This window comes from Cognataquiflexum aquatile (genome assembly GCF_003316845.1).
Lineage (GTDB): Bacteria > Bacteroidota > Bacteroidia > Cytophagales > Cyclobacteriaceae > Cognataquiflexum > Cognataquiflexum aquatile.
Genome location: NZ_QMIK01000001.1, coordinates 1,351,901 through 1,368,198 on the forward strand (window position 1 = coordinate 1,351,901; position 16,298 = coordinate 1,368,198).

A 16,298-nucleotide genomic window follows, 5' to 3' on the forward strand; every position below is an offset into this window, starting at 1 on the left:
TCCGGCTTTTTTATTTTCGAATCATATTTCATTCAATAACCGACAGCGCCATTTCTTTCAAATATCCCAAATCTGGAACAGGAATTTGTTCCTCTTTGGCCAATTCATCCCATGTTCTCATTTTGAGGGAAAGGTCAAATAAGGGATCTTTTTCAAAAGCCTCAGCTTCTTCCGAAGACATGACGCCACCTTGGTAACCCAAAGTCATCAGACTCGCCTCGGACAGCTTTTGAAGATATTCAGTGTATTTGAAAGTCAGGTAGCGCTTTGCCTGCACATGGTTTTCGACAAGTTTGGCTACTTTGTCAGGGAAACCTAATTCTCTCAAAAAATCCGCTCCGATTTGCTCGTGGCGCTTTACTCCAAACCCCCCCATATTTTCAAGCTGTCGGTCCATGGCAAACAAATGACCCAAATCATGGAAAAAAGCTGCCAAAATCACTTCGTCGTCATATCCTTCTTTTTGGGCAAGTTGGGCGGATTGGCACATATGTTCAATCTGGGAAACGGGTTCACCTATATAATCTGCATGACCAAATTTTTCATACAAGTCAAAAACCAAATTGACTCTTTCTTCCTTGGAAAGGGTATCCTTCATTTTGTTTAATGTTTATAAATACTAAATTAATTCATCCTTTTGGATTCCATACAAAATTCGAATTAAGAAAAGATTATGTTAAAAAATAAATGATAATCCGCTATTAGGCTAATATATTCCAAAAGGGCAAAGAGGTGCAAATAATCGACCACAGTCGATAGAGGACAGTCCAAGGCTGCTACAAAAAGACTTCAGCCCAAGTTTTATTTGGAGAGTGGCATGAAAGCGAAAAAACAAAATTAAATGATTGATTAAGGCTAAATCACCAACAGGAATTTGAATGATAACACAATAGTAATTGCATTATATTTGAAATATAAAATCGTAAAGTTTATTTTTGCTAAACTTATGTTTAAAAATCTAAGCCATAAAAAGTCAACAAATCCTTCTTTTTCATTACCCAAGAAAAGAATCTAAAAATACAGCAAATGAAAAAAGCCATCAAACTCGCAGTTTTTGACATTGCCGGAACCACGATCAAGGACAATAGCAATGTTGCCGGATCTTTCCAGCATGCTTTTCTGAATCATGGATTTGAAAATGTCACTCTTGCGGAAGCGAATGAAAAAATGGGCTATCCAAAACCATTGGCAATACAGGCAATTCTTTCCAATCATGTAAGCGATAAAGCCACCATTACTGCGGACCTCATCGATGATATCCACGAAGATTTCGTCCAAAATATGATAGCCTATTATCTCACCGCTCCCGGAATTGCACCGATGGATGATGCGGAGGCTGTTTTCGAATCACTTCAGGACTTGGGGATAAAAATCGGATTGGATACAGGTTTTAGCAGGGACATTACCGATGTGATTTTGGAAAGGGTCGGTTGGAAAAACTCCCCGTTGATTGACGTTACCGTTTGTAGCGATGAGGTGGAAAAAGGCAGACCATACCCCGACATGATCCGAGTGATGATGAATAGATTCGGGATTACTGACCCCAAAGAAGTCATCAAAATCGGCGATACCGAAGTTGATGTCAATGAGGGACACAACGCAGGTTGCCTGATGAGTATTGCTGTCACAACAGGCGCTTTTTCTGAAGAAGAACTTTTGAAGCATCACCCTTCCCACATCGTGAATTCATTGACAGAAATCCTGGACTTTATCGATCAATAATCTAGACAAAAACCCTCCAAGAGTTCCGTACCCTTGGAGAGTTCACTAAAACCAATTTTTCTCCCATGCTGCAGTTCCCTTTTGTCTCCAAAAAACTTGCCCAAAGCAGCAACTTCAGCATGAGTTTGTTTGCGGCAGTAATGGCCTTTTTGACTTACAGCAGCATGTATGCTTTCCGAAAGCCATTTGCTTCAGCGACTTTTGAGGGGGAGTTATTTATGGGAATGGACCTGAAAGTCTGGTTGATATTGGCGCAGACTTTCGGCTACATGGCGAGTAAATTCTATGGCATAAAGATGATCTCAGAACTCAAACCTGAAAGAAGGGCGGTTTTGATTTTAACTTTGATCGGCATTTCATGGATGGGATTGTTAGGTTTTGCGGTACTACCTGAACCATTCAATATCCTTTGTTTTTTGGTCAATGGGTTTCCTTTGGGATTGATTTGGGGATTGGTTTTCAATTACCTGGAAGGGAGAAAATTCACTGAAATGATGGGCAGTATTCTGGCTGTCAGTTTTGTATTCTCCTCAGGTTTGGTCAAAACAATAGGCAAGTACCTCATGGACGAATGGCATGTTTCCGAACTTTGGATGCCATTTTGGACGGGAGGAATTTTCATGCCTTTGCTTGTGATTTCTGTTATTTTGCTCAATCAGACTCCTCCACCCAATCATGAAGACGTGGCTTTGCGCTCTGTCCGCACGCCTATGTCCAAAAAAGAAAGAGTTGATTTCTTCAATGCGTTCAAGCCGGGAATCATCATTCTTGTTTTGGTCTATGTGGTGCTTACCGCGCTCCGTGATATCAGAGACAATTTTGCAGTGGAAATATGGGAGACAATGGGAATCAATGTCAATCATGTGCTACTTACACAAACAGAAATTCCTATTACCCTAATTCTTTTGGTCATGATGGCGCTTTTGGTTTTGGTCAAAAACAACCAAAAGGCGCTGTTTCTGTATCATTGGATCATCATTTCCGGACTTGTTTTGGCCGTCGGTGCTACTATTCTGTTACAGATGGGCGTCATTCCACCCTTTCTTTGGGTTGTCTTGACCGGCACAGGGATTTATATGGGATATATTCCATTCAACTGTCTGTTGTTTGACAGGCTGATTGCCTCATTCAAGTCTGCAGGAAATGTGGGATTCCTGATGTACCTCGCAGACAGCTTCGGATATTTGGGTTCGGTAGGGATAGTCACCATCAAGCAATTTGGTATTTTGCAGGACATGAGTTGGCACCTTTTCTACACCCAAGGCATCTTGGTAATGCTGAGTATCGGGACAGGAATGATGCTTTTTACATTATGGTATTTTAAAAGAAAAACAAAAACCTACAAGTCGGGAATCGTTGAAAACATTTCTCTGGCTTCAAAAATATAAACCATGCAACCATCAGCAATCGTCATTGGCTCAGGAATCGTCGGATTGGCAGTCACAAGAGCACTTACAAACAAAGGTTGGAAAGTCAACGTCATCGAAAGAAATCCCAAACCGGTTGGTGCATCCATCCGGAATTTTGGAATGGTATGGCCGGTCGGACAGGCACAGGGTGCGACTTTTAACAGGGCAATGCGGTCAAGGGCAATTTGGTTGGAAATGAGCAAAAAGGCAAAATTCTGGGCAGAAGAAACCGGATCATTACACCTAGCATATACTGACTTGGAAAATCAGGTGGTCGAAGAATATGTGGCTGCGATGCAGGGCATCAAATCAGCCTTTCATTTAAATCCCGCACAGACCGCAGAGAAAAGTCAGGCGGCAATCGTAAATGGGCTCAAAGGTGCACTTTGGACAGAAGAGGAAGTGATCGTAGATCCCCGGGAAGCTATCTGGCAAACTGCTGCTTACTTGGAATCTTTAGAAAATGTAACCTTCGAATGGAATAAGGCAGTCACTGAAATCAACGGAAACAAAGTCAGGTCAGGAAACCAAACCTGGGAAGCTGATCAGATTTTTGTCTGCAGCGGAGCAGATTTTGAAACGTTATATCCTGAAATTTTTGATGCCACTCCCATCACCAAATGTAAACTTCAGATGATGCGCCTTGCAAAGCAACCCGAAAATTGGCGTATCGGACCGCCGCTTTGTGCTGGCCTGAGCTTTATCCATTACAAGGGCTTTCATGTAGCTCCTTCATTGGCCAAGCTCAAGGAGGTTTATGAGGAACAATATCCTGATTTATTGGATCTGGGTATCCATGTGATGGTTTCCCAAAATGGAAATGGCCAACTGACCATCGGTGATAGCCACGAGTATGGCAGGCATTTGGATCCGTTTGACAGGGAGGATATCAACAAAAAAATCACTGATTTTTTGAAGACTTTTGCGGCATTCAGGGACTGGACTTTGGAATCTTCCTGGCATGGGATTTATCCCAAAATGACCAATGGAGCAACTGAATTTATCCATCAAGTCAGTCCTCAAGTCTGGATAGTCAATGGAATGGGAGGAGCCGGAATGACGCTTTCATTTGGCCTTGGCGAAGAGGTGGTGGATAAAATCAGCTAAGGACTAGGGTATATTTAGATATCCTGCTATTTTTCATCATGGAAAACGAAATCTTGGTTCAGATCAGCCAAAAAATCAAAAGCATCAGAAAAGACAAAAACCTTACCATACAGGAAATCGCCGAAAGGGCGGGCGTCACGAAGGGTTTGATCTCACAGATTGAAAACTCGAGGACGCTCCCTTCGCTGCTTGTGCTGATGCAGATTATCAAAGCGCTTGAGGTGGACCTGAATTTCTTTTTCAATGACCTCAGCCTCGACGGCAGGGAAGCTCCGGTTTTGGTCCTGAGGAAAGAAGAATACAGCAAATTCGAAAAAGAACCTGCTTCAGGCTATCAGTATGAACGCATCTTCACAAGAAAAATCAAATCAGGAGCAGTTGATTTTGTGTTGCTGGAAATCAAGCCGGGATCGGTAAGGAATTTTGTGACAACTGATGCGTTTGAATTCAAATATATCCTTCAGGGCACCGTCAAATACATTTTCCGCGATCAGACCGTCGAGCTTTTTGAAGGAGATTCCATGCTTTTTGATGGACGATTGGAGCACAATCCTGTCAATGAAGGAAAGGAAACTGTGAGGATGCTTGTGGTGTATTTCTTTGAAAATATGGATTAAGGGTGAAATCCAAATTCATTTTTATGGTTATCCCTTTCTTTGCCCGTTAACCAAAATCCCACTACTGTCAGGACGGAAGTCGGAAGACCGAAGTACCGTGATTTCAGTTTTTCTGGCTCAATTGCAATTATAAACTTTTCATTTGTTGACTTTAAAGACATCAATAATCTCTCCCTCAAGATTGTACGTCCTTAGTTCCAGAGAATCCCCAATCACCTGAACGGTACAATAATGATGGCCTCGGAAGTTCTTGGCAGTAAACCAAGCACGGGTTGGGGCATTGTCCTCCAAGTTACCTCCCGCTCCTCCTGCCTGCACATAGACTGTCCCTTTTTCAGAATCGACTTTGTCCCCTTTCAAAGGATGCGACCGCATATAAGTATGCAGATGTCCGAAGAAAACCATATCAACTTCATTGGCTTCAACCAGTGAAATCAAGTCTTTCAGTTGTGAATCACCCTGATTTCCGGGTTCCTTCCAGGTATTGCCATAATCATCCTCATCTGCAGAATAGGGTGCATGGTGCAGTACGACAAATTTCCACTTAGATCCACTTTTGGTAAGTTCATTTTCCAGCCAAACATATTGTTCTCCTCCTTTCTGAAGGTCTTTTCGGGGATTGCTGTTGAGCATAAAAAAGGAAGCGTCTCCGTAATCGAAACGGTAAAAGCCCTTTTCACCTGTATGCGGATGGTAATGTTTGTACCAATGAAGGTCTCCGTCCCCATTTCCCGGAACAGTTGCAATAGGAATCCTCGCAGTTAAGGCACCAACTCCTTGAAAATATTCCATTGTCCACTCAAACTTGGAATCTTTCCATCCACCATCCGTCAGATCCCCCAAATGGACCAAAAAATCCGGCCTTTCTTCCCAAAGTCGTTGGGCAACTTGGTTGTTGACCTGCGGTCTGCTTTCTGTATCACTGATGATTCCAAAAAGAAAAGGATTGCCTTTTGGCTTCGCGGTTTGGAAAGATAGAACAGGAGTGGATAATTTCTCTCCGCTTTCAGATTCCAAGTCCAGCTTGTAAAAATAGGTCGTCCCGGATTTCAAATTTTCTAAAGTAATGGTTCTAATGAAGTCATTTCCTGAGTCAAAATTCTTAGACATTTCCAAGGGATGTTTTTCTCCATAGGTCAAGATGGCTTTGGAGGCCCGATCTGTTTCCCAAACCAATTTGGCAGAATTCTCACTGATGTCATTGAGATATGGGCCTGCCATGAGATGGAACTTGTCAGAATAGAGCTTTCCAGCACTGATTTGGTTTCCTATTTTCGAAAAAAGACCGGCTATTTCCTGTTCTGTGAGGTCTTGGTTGAATTTCACCGCTTTCTTAAGAATATCATGGGCTTCCATGTAAGACTCCATATCCAAAAAAGATTTTAAGATCAACTGACTTCCTTCCAAAGTTTTGTCCAATTCCTTTTGCCAAACCATTTCTCCTTGTTCAAAAAGTGTAATGTTTTTCCCATCAAAGTTTAGCAAGTAATGATTCCAGTATTTTTTCCAGGGTTTGGAATTGGATCCTGATTCCTCCCAAATCCCATTTTCCATCATGCCGGTAGTCACTTTTTTATCAAATACCGAAATAGCCAATCCCAATTCCTTCTCATTCCAAAATTCCCAGGAAATCCCAACCGGATTATTGACATGGATGAGTAACAAAAACTCTAAAGCAAATGGCTTAGAAAAATCGACAGTATGGCTTTCAAATAGCTGAAAAATGGACGAAACCGGTTGATTCAGGCTGTTTGGTGAGTCAGAAAAACCTGCACTAAACTTTTGAAAATCTTTCAAATAAACGGTTTCATCAGTAGACTTTGTAGATGCATTTCTTGGTAGGTCATACTGATTCCAAAACCAGAATTCTTGGGCAGGTTTTGGGATTGAATCAGAAGAATGAAGTGAAGCCTTTGGAAAGAGCAATGAAAAAAGGATCAGAAAAGTCAGCATTGGAACAGGAATTTTTGTTTACCAATACTAAACAGAAGAAAAATAAAAGAGATGAAGGGGCTGTTAAGAAACTGCTATAAAATCATCAACATAAAAGCCACCGCCAAAAAGGATTGATACTTTTCAGCGGTGGCTTTCACTTTTTGATATTCTTACTTTTTCTTATTTCTACTTTGAAAAAGAAAAAGAAACCATCACCCTGTCATTGAGCTTTTGCTCCTCAAGACTGAAAGTAGGTTCTTGGTATGATTCACTAATGTCCATGGCCATCATGGCTTTGGCATTGCGCATGACAGGCATGTAGTTGTTATTCCCCGAGGTATAGGTGACATTATGGACTTGGAGTTTTGATAGCCCCATCGCTTTTGCAATTACCTCTGCCTTGGATGTGGCATCAGCAATGGCGAGTTCGAGCAATTTGGAAGCAGATGATTTCCTCAACGCGTCCGAAACCTGAAATTGCACTGTGTAGGTCATATCTGTCGTTTGATGCAATGCTTCGGTGATTTTTACCAAATTCTGTTCTGCGATTTTCACCCTGACTTTGATTGTTTGGGCAGCAACGTAGCCACTGTCTTTGGAAGAGTTGTTGGAATAAACCCTGTTGACATTGACAAAATAATTGTCCACGGTAAAAGTGTATCCGCTTACCCTGGTTTTTTTGAGGGCATCCTCAATTGATTTTGTCTTCTTGTTCAGTGCATTGGTAGCATCTGAAACTTTCAGTGCTTTTTCTGAGAGGTTGATAAACATCAACGCTTCATCCGGCATAATGCTGAGTTCGCTTGTTCCTTCGACCTGAATGAGTGGAATGTTTTCCTGCGCAAAGGCAGATCCAAACAGGAATAAAAACGGCAATGCAAATAGTAGTTTTTTCATAATATTGGTTTTTAAGTCTTGTACGGAGGGTTCAAAATTTCGGCCAGTTTTTTCCTGTAATCAATAATCAGAAAAAACGGTTGGCAGTGGAGACTGCAAACTGAGACTGAATACTGCAAACTTAATTATTTTCCCAAATCCAGGATATCCTTGATTTTGTTGGTTTTTTCCATTTCGTGGTACAATCCTTCGTAGTCATCTGCAATGATTTTATCACGAAATTTGGAAAGGTTGGATATGTACAAGCTCATCGCCTCAAGGATGTTTTTCTTGTTTTCCTGCATGATGGGTGCCCACATTCCCGGCGAACTTTTGGCCAACCTGACCGTCGACGCAAAACCACTTCCCGCCATGTCAAAAATGTTTTTTTCATCTTCCATTTTATCCAAGACGGTCTTGCCCAACATAAACGAAGTGATGTGCGACAGGTGGGAAACGAAAGCGAGATGTTTGTCATGCTCTTCAGGATCCATGAAGCGCAGCTTCATATTCAGCGCTTCCAATACCTCATAGGCTTTGGCTTTCAAGTGGATGTCTGTCTTTTCCATTTCGCAAATGATAAAAACTTTCCTATCCAACAAATCTGCTTTGGCGGCTTTTGGACCTGAATATTCTGTTCCTGCGATCGGGTGGCCTGCCAGGTAATGATCTCTTTTGGGATGTTCTGATACCGCCTGGCAAAGCAATTCTTTGGTTGATCCAAAATCCATCACCAAAGTTTCGTGAGAGATCTCATCAAGAGTTTTGACCAGCAATTCAGATAAGGTATTTGCAGGAGTTGCCAAAACGATGATATCTGTGTCCGCATCGGCCTTTTCTTTGACCTCATCAATGATCCCCAAAGTCAGGGCATCCTGGAGGTTTTGTGGATTGGAATCAAATCCTGTAAAATGGATTTCCGGCTTTACCTGCTTCAATGCCAGGGAAAATGACCCTCCCAAAAGACCCAAACCGATGATGTGAATTTTTTTCATTGTTGATAATGTATGTGGGTGATGTGTTTATGATAATCGATTTATTGCTTCTTTGATGGATTCCTCTTTGACACAAAGTGAAAATCTTATGAAACCTTCCCCTTGTGTTCCGAAAATATGTCCGGGTGTAAGAAAAATAGATTTGTTGTAAAGTAGGTTATCTACCAATTCATCAGATGTTTTTCCCTGAGGCAATTTAGCCCATACAAACATGCCTGCTGTGTCCTTTTCAAATTCCAAACCCAATTTTTCTGCCAATTCCCAAATCAGTTTTCTTCTTTTGGAATAAATTTCATTCAGTCCTCCATACCAATCCTTTCCCAATGACATGGCTGCAATGGCACCTTGTTGGATTCCGAGAAACATTCCTGAATCCATATTGCTTTTGACTTTGGTGATGGCAGAGATCCATTCTGGTTTACCTGCTACAAAACCAACCCGCCAACCGGCCATATTGGAGGTCTTGCTTAGGGAATTGAGTTCCAAAGCTACTTCTTTGGCTCCTCCAATCTGGAAAATACTTTTTGGATTATCCTCCAAAACAAAGCTGTAGGGATTGTCATTGACGATGATGATGTGATGCTTTCTCCCAAATGCAATCAGCTTTTCAAAAACCTTCAAATCAGCCTTTGCGCCTGTAGGCATATGCGGATAATTGACCCACATGAGTTTGACTTTGCCTAAGTCCATTTTTTCAAGTTCATCAAAATCAGGATACCAACCATTTTCTGATTTTAAGTCATAATAAACCGGTTCCGCCAAAAGCAATTTGGTCACAGAAGTGTAAGTTGGGTAACCGGGATTTGGTACCAAAACCTGATCTCCCTCGTCCAAAAAAGTCATGGAAATGTGCATGATTCCTTCCTTTGAACCCAATAGGGGCAATATTTCCGTATCGGCTAATAAGTTTACCCCATAATGACTTTGGTAAAAATCAGCGTAGGCGATTCTCAAAGCTGGAATTCCCTGATAGCCTTGGTAGCCGTGGCTCGTTGGCAACAAAGAAGACTGGTGCAGAGCCTCTACGACAGAAGGATGAGGCGGCAGGTCCGGACTTCCAATTCCCATGTTGATGATTGGCTTTCCTTCCTCCCGCAGTCGGTTGACCTCTTTGAGTTTTTGGGAAAAATAATATTCCTGAATGCTATCTGTCCGTTTGGAAAATCCCTTCATCTTATTTCCTGCTTACATATTCACCAAAAATCTTCACTTCTCCCCCATTTTGATTGACTGCGTCGATGGCCTTCAGGTATTTGGCGTAGTCGTCAAATTGTGCATCAATGAAAAACGCATAGTGCCAGGGATTTTCTATAACCGGAATGGATTGGATTTTACTCAAGTCAAGGTCATTTTCACTGAGCAAAGTCAGGAGCTTGGCAAGACTTCCCTTTTCATTTCTGATTGTGATTTTGAATGAGGCTTTATTGGGTTTTTCAGTTTGCTGCGGTTTGTCTTTTTGCAGGAGTATGAAACGGGTAAAATTGTTTTTGATCGTCTGAATGTCATCGGCTAGGATTTCCAAACCATAGATTTCTGCGGCTGTCGAGCTTGCAATTGCACCCAAGCCTTTTATTTTTTCATCCGAAATCCGCTTTGCAACAGTAGCCGTATCCACATCATCGATCAATTTGATGTCAGGATAATACTCAAAAAAGCGCTTGCACTGAAGTAAAGCCATAGGATGGGATTTTACCTCCTTGATATCAGTAATTTTTTGCCCCGGCAAAACCATGAGGTTGTGGGAAATCGGCAGGTAGTATTCTTCAAAAATATGTAATTCATGCCTGTCGATCAGGTCATAATTTGGGAGAATTGCACCTGCAATGGAGTTCTCGATCGCCATGACACCGTAAGGAACATCTCCTCTTTGCACCGCCTTGGCCACTTCCTCAAAAGTCCTGAAACCCTCGATTTCAGTATCCGCCCCAAAATAATTGAGCGCAACCTGATGGTGAAAAGAACCGGGAATACCTTGAATGGCGACTTTCATAAGCTATTTTTTGAAAATAAAATAAACCGCAAGCACTAAAAACCCAAATCCGATAAGATGATTTAGTTTGATGGTTTCATTCTTGAAAAATACCAAAGTGAAAATCATAAATACCACCAAAGTGATAACTTCCTGAAGCACTTTCAATTCTACCAAAGAAAAAGGCCCTCCGTTTTCTTTGAACCCTATCCTATTGGCAGGAACCTGAAATATGTATTCAAAGAAAGCGATTCCCCAACTGATCAAAACGATCGAGATCAACCCAAGATTTTCAAACCACTTCAAGTCTTTGAACTTCAGGTGTCCATACCAGGCCATGGTCATAAAGGTATTGGAAAGGATCAAAAGAAGGATGGTATAGGTGCCTTTCATTATTTAGACAGGAGATTTGAGACGTGAGACGTGTGATTGGAGATGGAAGATCAAAGTCTTGTGTCTTGTGCCTTGTGTCTTGCATCTATCAAAGAAACGTGTTTCCAAAAACTCGGATACGATTTATTGACCACTGAAGGATCTTCGATAATCACCTTCGTTTTGGTCATCAGCGGCATAAATGCCATGGCCATCCTGTGGTCATCATAGGTGTGGATATGGACCTCATGGGGCATTGTCACGGAAGGAATCAAGGTAAACACTTCATTTTCTCCTTCTTTGAGTTGGGCATTGAACTTCCCCAATTCTTGCTGCAAAGCATAAATCCTGTCAGTTTCCTTGATCCTCAAACTTTCCAATCCTGTAAATTTTGTCTTTTGACCAATGATCGCACAAGTCACAGCTACTGTCTGTGCAAGATCCGGGCAATGTGTAAAATCCCAGGAATCAAGTCCTTTGACAGGTTGTTTGGTGAGTTTGACCCCACCATTTTGAAATTCACTTTTGACACCTAGCCTGTCCATGATGTCCACGATTTTGGAATCTCCCTGAAGGCTGTTTTCTTTCAGGCCTTCCAAAAAGAGCTCCCCTTCATCGGCACAAGCCAATAAACTGAACCAATAACTTGCTCCCGACCAATCACTTTCGACATTGAATTGGGTAGGTTGATAAGCTTGATGGGAAACTTTGATGAAATTTCCTTCCCAAGTATACTTTATACCAAAAGCAGCCATGAGTTCAAGGGTCATTTCGATATATGTCCTCGATCCGATTTTTCCTGTCAGTTCCAATTCGAGTCCCATAGGAAGCACCGGCGCAATCATCAACAGTGCTGAAATGTATTGGGAACTGACGTCTCCCCGGATTGTGATTTTATTTGTTTTTTGTTCTTTCAGGCCATGAATGGCCAAGGGTGGAAAACCTTCCTTATTCATGTAATGGATTTCAGCACCTATTTCTCTCAGCGCATCCACTAATATCCCTATCGGCCTTTCACACATACGGGGCGTTCCGGTCATGACCTTATTTTGATTGGTTGCAGCAGCAAAAGCAGTCAAAAACCGCATGGTCGTACCGGCATCCAAAACATCAAAGATTGCAGGATTTTCTCCAAGCAACCTGATCATGGTCTGGGTATCACGCGCTTCGGCAAGGTTGCTCAGTTTGTTCTCACCTTCTGTAAGCGCATCGATGACCAATGCCCTGTTGCTTTCACTTTTGGAAGATGGAAGCGGGATGACTGTAGGTTGAAAAGCACTAATCTGGCTTAGAAATAAAGTTTCCAAGGTTGGATTCATTGGTTTAATGGAACTTGTGAAGTTAATGATTGGTAAAATGAGATGGCTTCTTTGATTTCTTCGGCTGTTCCTTTGATGTTGTAATCACAATTGCCGATTCTTCTCAAAAGTGAAAAGTTTACCGTTGATCCTTCATTCTTTTTATCCTGACTGCACAATTTGATAATATCATCGATATCAGCTTCGGAAAACTGAAAAACCCCGTAAATTTCAGTCAAGGCATCAGTAATGTTTTGGAGATCTTCTTTTGGCAATCCTGATTTTTTATGGGAAAGAAAAGCTTCGCAAACCATCCCTACCGCAATGGCTTCACCATGCAGCAAATGCTTATCGGTATTGAGGTAAAAAGACTCGAAAGCATGGCCGATAGTATGTCCAAAATTCAAAATTTTCCGCAATCCAGCTTCTTTAGGGTCTTTTTCTACCACTTCCCTTTTGATCTGAACAGACTTTTCAATGATCTCCCTCCAATTTTGCTTTTCCCAATCTGCGATTTTGAGGCAAGAAAAGTAATTGGCATTTTGGATCAAGCCGTGCTTCAAAACCTCAGCGTAACCCGACCGGAGTTCTTCATGAGGAAGGGTTTGGAGAAAAATTTCAGAAATCAAAACGAGTTCTGGTTGGGTAAATACGCCTATGTGGTTTTTGAAACCATTGAAATCAATCCCCAATTTTCCACCCACACTGGCATCCACCTGAGAGAGCAAAGTTGTCGGAATATTGATGAATCGGATTCCTCTTTTGTAAGTTGCCGCACAAAAACCTCCCATGTCCCCGGTCACGCCTCCACCAAGATTGATGATCAATGCTTTTCTGTCAAAGCCTTCATCAGTCATCCATTGCCATATTTGGGTACAGGTGTTGAGGTTTTTATTGGCTTCGCCGGCAGGAAAAGAAAAATGTTTATGGCCTTCCGGCAAAAGCTTCTCGATAATCGGATAACAGAATTTTGAAGTATTTGAATCTGAGATCACTCCCAATTGGGAATAGCCCAATTGGTTCAGGTATTTACTCAAATCAAAAGAGATATTATTTGAAAATATTACTGACTCCAAAATATTGGGGATTTAAGGTATAAATAGAAAATCTATTTTGGGAGGTAAGAAGTGAGAGGTAAGAGGTGAGGACAGATACCTCTTACCTTTTACTTCTTACCTTCATTTTTTCACGGGATCAGCTTCTCTCAATTGCTTTTCCTGTCTTTTTACGGATTCTTCGTGGATACAATAAAGTAATTCCTTCATGAATTTTTCCGAAAGGTTCTTCTGAACACCCTTTTGGGTACGGGATTCCATGACGAATTTCCATCTGTCTGATTGGAAAACAGTAAGGTGATGTTCTCTTTTATAGGCACCGATTTGATCGATCAGGGAAAATCTCTCCTGAAGAATATCCAACAATTGGTCATCCAAATGGTCAATTGCAGTTCTGAGATCATTCAATTTTTCTCCCGGATTTTCACTTCCAAGGGTATCTTTGAAATCTATCAAGGAAATAATTTCTTTCAATCTTTTTGGTGTGACCTGTTGCTTGGCATCAGACCAGGCGTTATCCGGATCGTGGTGCGTCTCAATCATCAAGCCGTCCAGTCCAAAATTGATAGCTCTCTGTGCTGTTTCAAGTATTCCTTCCCTATTACCAACAATATGACTCGGGTCGTTGATCACTTCCATTCCTTTCCACTCTCTTTTCAAGTGAATCGGCATGGACCAATTAGGCTTGTTTCTGAATCTTTTGTCATAAGAATCAGAAAATCCACGGTGGATTGCGGCCAATTTGTTGATCCCTACTGAATGCATTCTTTCCAAAGCGCCGATCCAAAGCTGCAAATCCGGGTTCATCGGGTTTTTGATCATCACAGGGATGTCCACTCCTTTGAGTGCATCGGCGATTTCCTGTACAGCAAAGGGGTTGACCGTAGTCCTGGCACCCACCCAAAGTACATCTACATTGTGTTTCAAAGCCAGCTCCACATGGGCGGCATTTCCGACCTCAGTAGTGATAGGGATGTTGAGGTGATGTCTTACTATTTCCATCCATTTCAAACCTTCTTCACCAATTCCTTCAAAGCTTCCCGGCCTGGTTCTCGGTTTCCAGATTCCTGCACGGAACATATCAGGAATCATGTTTTCTTTTTTCATGTCTAAACAGACTTTTTCGATCTGCTCAGGTGTCTCTGCACTACATGGTCCTGCAATGATGACATGGCCTTCTATTCCGAATCCCCAGTCTTTGATTTGTAAATGGTCTTTCATGATTTGATAGGTTTAATAAAAAAAGCCCGACTCTTTCGAACCGGGCTTTTTTTGCTTTATGAATTTTTAGATTTTTTCTAGACAATAAGCAGCTCCGATTCGACTTTGAAGGCGAAAGTAAAAGTAATAAAAGCTAAAGAAGGCGAATGCTGCGATTAACATGTTCCAAAAGTAAGTGGCTCTTTTTTAAAAACAAATTAATTAATGAATAATTTCTTGCTTTCTGTTCAAAAATCGGACTAACCATTAAAAATTCAATAATTACCTTTAGCGAATTCTAAAAATTCAAAATATAATTTTGCTTTAGTAAATGCCAAAAATATAATTAGCGGTCTGTTGTCAAGTTTTTGAGTTTATCTATCCATCATTTTCTAAATGGCTTCAAATATCTTTTTTCGCAAGATATATGCTACCAAATAACCAAACAATCCCCTCCCCGATGAGGTTTTTTTAATATATTTGCGCCGTAATTTGAGTCCTATGCCTGTCAAACCCAATATTTCTTTCGAAAATCTTGAAGTTGCTTTTGCCTCCAAGTCAAATGCCGAGTTGAAAAAAATGTATCTCATTTTTGCTACCGTCAACAACAATCTTGCAGTCAGCGTCGGTACCAAACTCGCAAATTGGTCTTTTGCCCTTGGTCTGCCAATTAAAGGAATCATGAAAAAAACCATGTTTGGGCATTTTTGTGGCGGAGAAGATATCAATGACTGTCAGCATGCCGTAGACAACCTGGCCAAATACCATATCCGGACCATCCTTGATTATTCTGTAGAAGGAGAAGGAGATGAAATCAGCTATAATGCCACCAAAAACGAAATTTTAAGAACAATTGAACGGTCAGCAGGTGATGAGAATATCCCATTCGCGGTATTTAAGGTAACGGGATTAGGAGATTTGGCAATTATGACAAAAATCCAAGATGGCAAATCCTTGGAGGAAACTGAAAAAACCTCTTTTGAAAATCTCCAAAAAAGGATTGATGACCTTTGCAGGGCTGCATACGAAGCGAATACAAAAATACTGATCGATGCGGAGGAGTCTTGGTTTCAGGATGTGATCGATGAAATGGCCTACGAAGCGATGGAAAAATACAACAAGAAATCCTGCATTGTGTACAACACCTACCAAATGTATCGCCATGATACACTTGCAAGACTTAAAAAAGCCCATGATGTCGCAATGGAGAAAGGATACCTACACGGTGCCAAATTGGTGCGGGGCGCTTACATGGAAAAAGAAAGAGACCGCGCGGCGGAGAAAGGATATCCAAGCCCTATACAGCCAACCAAGGAATCCTCCGACAGGGACTACAATGCTGCCTTGGAATTCTGTGTCGAAAACATCAGAACCATGGGATTGGTATCCGGTTCGCATAATGAAACAAGCAACCTGCTTTTGACGGAATTGATATCAAAATACGGCATCAATCCTTCTGATGAAAGTATTTACTTTGCCCAACTATACGGAATGAGTGATAACATTTCTTTCAACCTGGCAAAAGCCGGTTATAATGTAGTGAAATATGTCCCTTATGGCCCGGTGGAAAAAGTAATGCCTTATCTTTCGCGAAGGGCTGAAGAAAACACCTCTGTAGCCGGACAAAGCAGCAGGGAATTTGACCTGGTCAAAAGGGAAATGGCAAGACGCAAAGCGGCTAAGAAATAAAGGTTATTAGTCCTGATAGCTATCGGGATGGTTATTGGTTAAAAATTATTTGAA

The 16,298-nt window shown here is 41.5% G+C and carries 15 protein-coding genes; 5 read left to right on the forward strand and 10 right to left on the reverse strand.

Annotated features, from left to right (window positions below):
* Positions 1 to 28: 28 nt before the first annotated feature.
* On the reverse strand, positions 29 to 598 hold the full coding sequence (locus DQW11_RS05565; protein WP_113922966.1) for an HD domain-containing protein: 570 nt from the start codon (positions 596 to 598) through the stop codon (positions 29 to 31).
* Between the two features lie 428 nt (positions 599 to 1,026).
* On the opposite strand from DQW11_RS05565, the gene DQW11_RS05570 reads away from it, so the two are divergent.
* From DQW11_RS05570 to DQW11_RS05585, 4 genes are all read left to right on the forward strand, one after another.
* Entirely contained in the window at positions 1,027 to 1,722 is a 696-nt protein-coding gene (locus DQW11_RS05570) for an HAD hydrolase-like protein (RefSeq protein ID WP_113922967.1), read from the forward strand.
* A 65-nt stretch (positions 1,723 to 1,787) separates the two neighbouring features.
* A complete protein-coding gene (locus DQW11_RS05575; protein ID WP_113922968.1) occupies positions 1,788 to 3,110 on the forward strand; it encodes a DUF5690 family protein in 1,323 nt (440 codons plus the stop codon).
* Between the two features lie 3 nt (positions 3,111 to 3,113).
* The gene (locus DQW11_RS05580) at positions 3,114 to 4,238 is read left to right on the forward strand and encodes a TIGR03364 family FAD-dependent oxidoreductase (protein ID WP_113922969.1); all 1,125 of its coding nucleotides are present in this window, start codon (positions 3,114 to 3,116) and stop codon (positions 4,236 to 4,238) included.
* A 38-nt stretch (positions 4,239 to 4,276) separates the two neighbouring features.
* Positions 4,277 to 4,855, forward strand: a complete 579-nt coding sequence (locus DQW11_RS05585) for a helix-turn-helix domain-containing protein (RefSeq protein ID WP_113922970.1) — start codon at positions 4,277 to 4,279, stop codon at positions 4,853 to 4,855.
* A 138-nt stretch (positions 4,856 to 4,993) separates the two neighbouring features.
* Here DQW11_RS05585 and DQW11_RS05590 read toward each other — a convergent pair whose 3' ends face one another.
* The 9 genes from DQW11_RS05590 to DQW11_RS05630 form a co-directional block, all read right to left on the reverse strand.
* Positions 4,994 to 6,808 carry a metallophosphoesterase family protein gene (locus tag DQW11_RS05590; RefSeq protein WP_113922971.1) on the reverse strand — a complete coding sequence of 605 codons (1,815 nt, stop codon included), beginning with the start codon at positions 6,806 to 6,808 and terminating at the stop codon, positions 4,994 to 4,996.
* Between the two features lie 168 nt (positions 6,809 to 6,976).
* Entirely contained in the window at positions 6,977 to 7,687 is a 711-nt protein-coding gene (locus tag DQW11_RS05595) for an SIMPL domain-containing protein (protein ID WP_113922972.1), read from the reverse strand.
* Between the two features lie 125 nt (positions 7,688 to 7,812).
* On the reverse strand, positions 7,813 to 8,661 hold the full coding sequence (locus DQW11_RS05600; RefSeq protein WP_113922973.1) for a prephenate dehydrogenase: 849 nt from the start codon (positions 8,659 to 8,661) through the stop codon (positions 7,813 to 7,815).
* Positions 8,662 to 8,688: 27 nt separating this feature from the next.
* Positions 8,689 to 9,834 (reverse strand): pyridoxal phosphate-dependent aminotransferase, encoded by a 1,146-nt coding sequence (locus tag DQW11_RS05605; protein ID WP_113922974.1) that lies wholly within the window; start codon positions 9,832 to 9,834, stop codon positions 8,689 to 8,691.
* Between the two features lies 1 nt (position 9,835).
* Entirely contained in the window at positions 9,836 to 10,651 is an 816-nt protein-coding gene (locus DQW11_RS05610) for a prephenate dehydratase (RefSeq protein ID WP_113922975.1), read from the reverse strand.
* A gap of 3 nt (positions 10,652 to 10,654) precedes the next feature.
* Positions 10,655 to 11,023 (reverse strand): DMT family protein, encoded by a 369-nt coding sequence (locus DQW11_RS05615; RefSeq protein ID WP_113922976.1) that lies wholly within the window; start codon positions 11,021 to 11,023, stop codon positions 10,655 to 10,657.
* Between the two features lie 50 nt (positions 11,024 to 11,073).
* On the reverse strand, positions 11,074 to 12,321 hold the full coding sequence (locus tag DQW11_RS05620) for a 3-phosphoshikimate 1-carboxyvinyltransferase (RefSeq protein WP_113922977.1): 1,248 nt from the start codon (positions 12,319 to 12,321) through the stop codon (positions 11,074 to 11,076).
* Positions 12,318 to 13,376, reverse strand: a complete 1,059-nt coding sequence (gene aroB, locus DQW11_RS05625) for a 3-dehydroquinate synthase (RefSeq protein WP_113922978.1) — start codon at positions 13,374 to 13,376, stop codon at positions 12,318 to 12,320. Before aroB ends, DQW11_RS05620 begins: the two co-directional genes overlap by 4 nt.
* A 102-nt stretch (positions 13,377 to 13,478) precedes the next feature.
* A complete protein-coding gene (locus DQW11_RS05630) occupies positions 13,479 to 14,576 on the reverse strand; it encodes a chorismate mutase (RefSeq protein ID WP_113922979.1) in 1,098 nt (365 codons plus the stop codon).
* 480 nt (positions 14,577 to 15,056) lie between these two features.
* On the opposite strand from DQW11_RS05630, the gene DQW11_RS05635 reads away from it, so the two are divergent.
* Complete coding sequence (locus tag DQW11_RS05635; protein WP_113922980.1) at positions 15,057 to 16,244, forward strand: proline dehydrogenase family protein; 1,188 nt, start codon at positions 15,057 to 15,059, stop codon at positions 16,242 to 16,244.
* The last annotated feature ends 54 nt before the right edge of the window (positions 16,245 to 16,298 follow it).

What these genes read in the sequence shown, in the direction of transcription:
- DQW11_RS05565 (WP_113922966.1), bottom strand. Translation starts at nt 598, where the DNA reads ATGAAGGATACCCTTTCCAAGGAAGAAAGAGTCAATTTGGTTTTTGAC.
- DQW11_RS05570 (WP_113922967.1), top strand. Translation starts at nt 1,027, where the DNA reads ATGAAAAAAGCCATCAAACTCGCAGTTTTTGACATTGCCGGAACCACG.
- DQW11_RS05575 (WP_113922968.1), top strand. Translation starts at nt 1,788, where the DNA reads ATGCTGCAGTTCCCTTTTGTCTCCAAAAAACTTGCCCAAAGCAGCAAC.
- DQW11_RS05580 (WP_113922969.1), top strand. Translation starts at nt 3,114, where the DNA reads ATGCAACCATCAGCAATCGTCATTGGCTCAGGAATCGTCGGATTGGCA.
- DQW11_RS05585 (WP_113922970.1), top strand. Translation starts at nt 4,277, where the DNA reads ATGGAAAACGAAATCTTGGTTCAGATCAGCCAAAAAATCAAAAGCATC.
- DQW11_RS05590 (WP_113922971.1), bottom strand. Translation starts at nt 6,808, where the DNA reads ATGCTGACTTTTCTGATCCTTTTTTCATTGCTCTTTCCAAAGGCTTCA.
- DQW11_RS05595 (WP_113922972.1), bottom strand. Translation starts at nt 7,687, where the DNA reads ATGAAAAAACTACTATTTGCATTGCCGTTTTTATTCCTGTTTGGATCT.
- DQW11_RS05600 (WP_113922973.1), bottom strand. Translation starts at nt 8,661, where the DNA reads ATGAAAAAAATTCACATCATCGGTTTGGGTCTTTTGGGAGGGTCATTT.
- DQW11_RS05605 (WP_113922974.1), bottom strand. Translation starts at nt 9,834, where the DNA reads ATGAAGGGATTTTCCAAACGGACAGATAGCATTCAGGAATATTATTTT.
- DQW11_RS05610 (WP_113922975.1), bottom strand. Translation starts at nt 10,651, where the DNA reads ATGAAAGTCGCCATTCAAGGTATTCCCGGTTCTTTTCACCATCAGGTT.
- DQW11_RS05615 (WP_113922976.1), bottom strand. Translation starts at nt 11,023, where the DNA reads ATGAAAGGCACCTATACCATCCTTCTTTTGATCCTTTCCAATACCTTT.
- DQW11_RS05620 (WP_113922977.1), bottom strand. Translation starts at nt 12,321, where the DNA reads ATGAATCCAACCTTGGAAACTTTATTTCTAAGCCAGATTAGTGCTTTT.
- DQW11_RS05630 (WP_113922979.1), bottom strand. Translation starts at nt 14,576, where the DNA reads ATGAAAGACCATTTACAAATCAAAGACTGGGGATTCGGAATAGAAGGC.
- DQW11_RS05635 (WP_113922980.1), top strand. Translation starts at nt 15,057, where the DNA reads ATGCCTGTCAAACCCAATATTTCTTTCGAAAATCTTGAAGTTGCTTTT.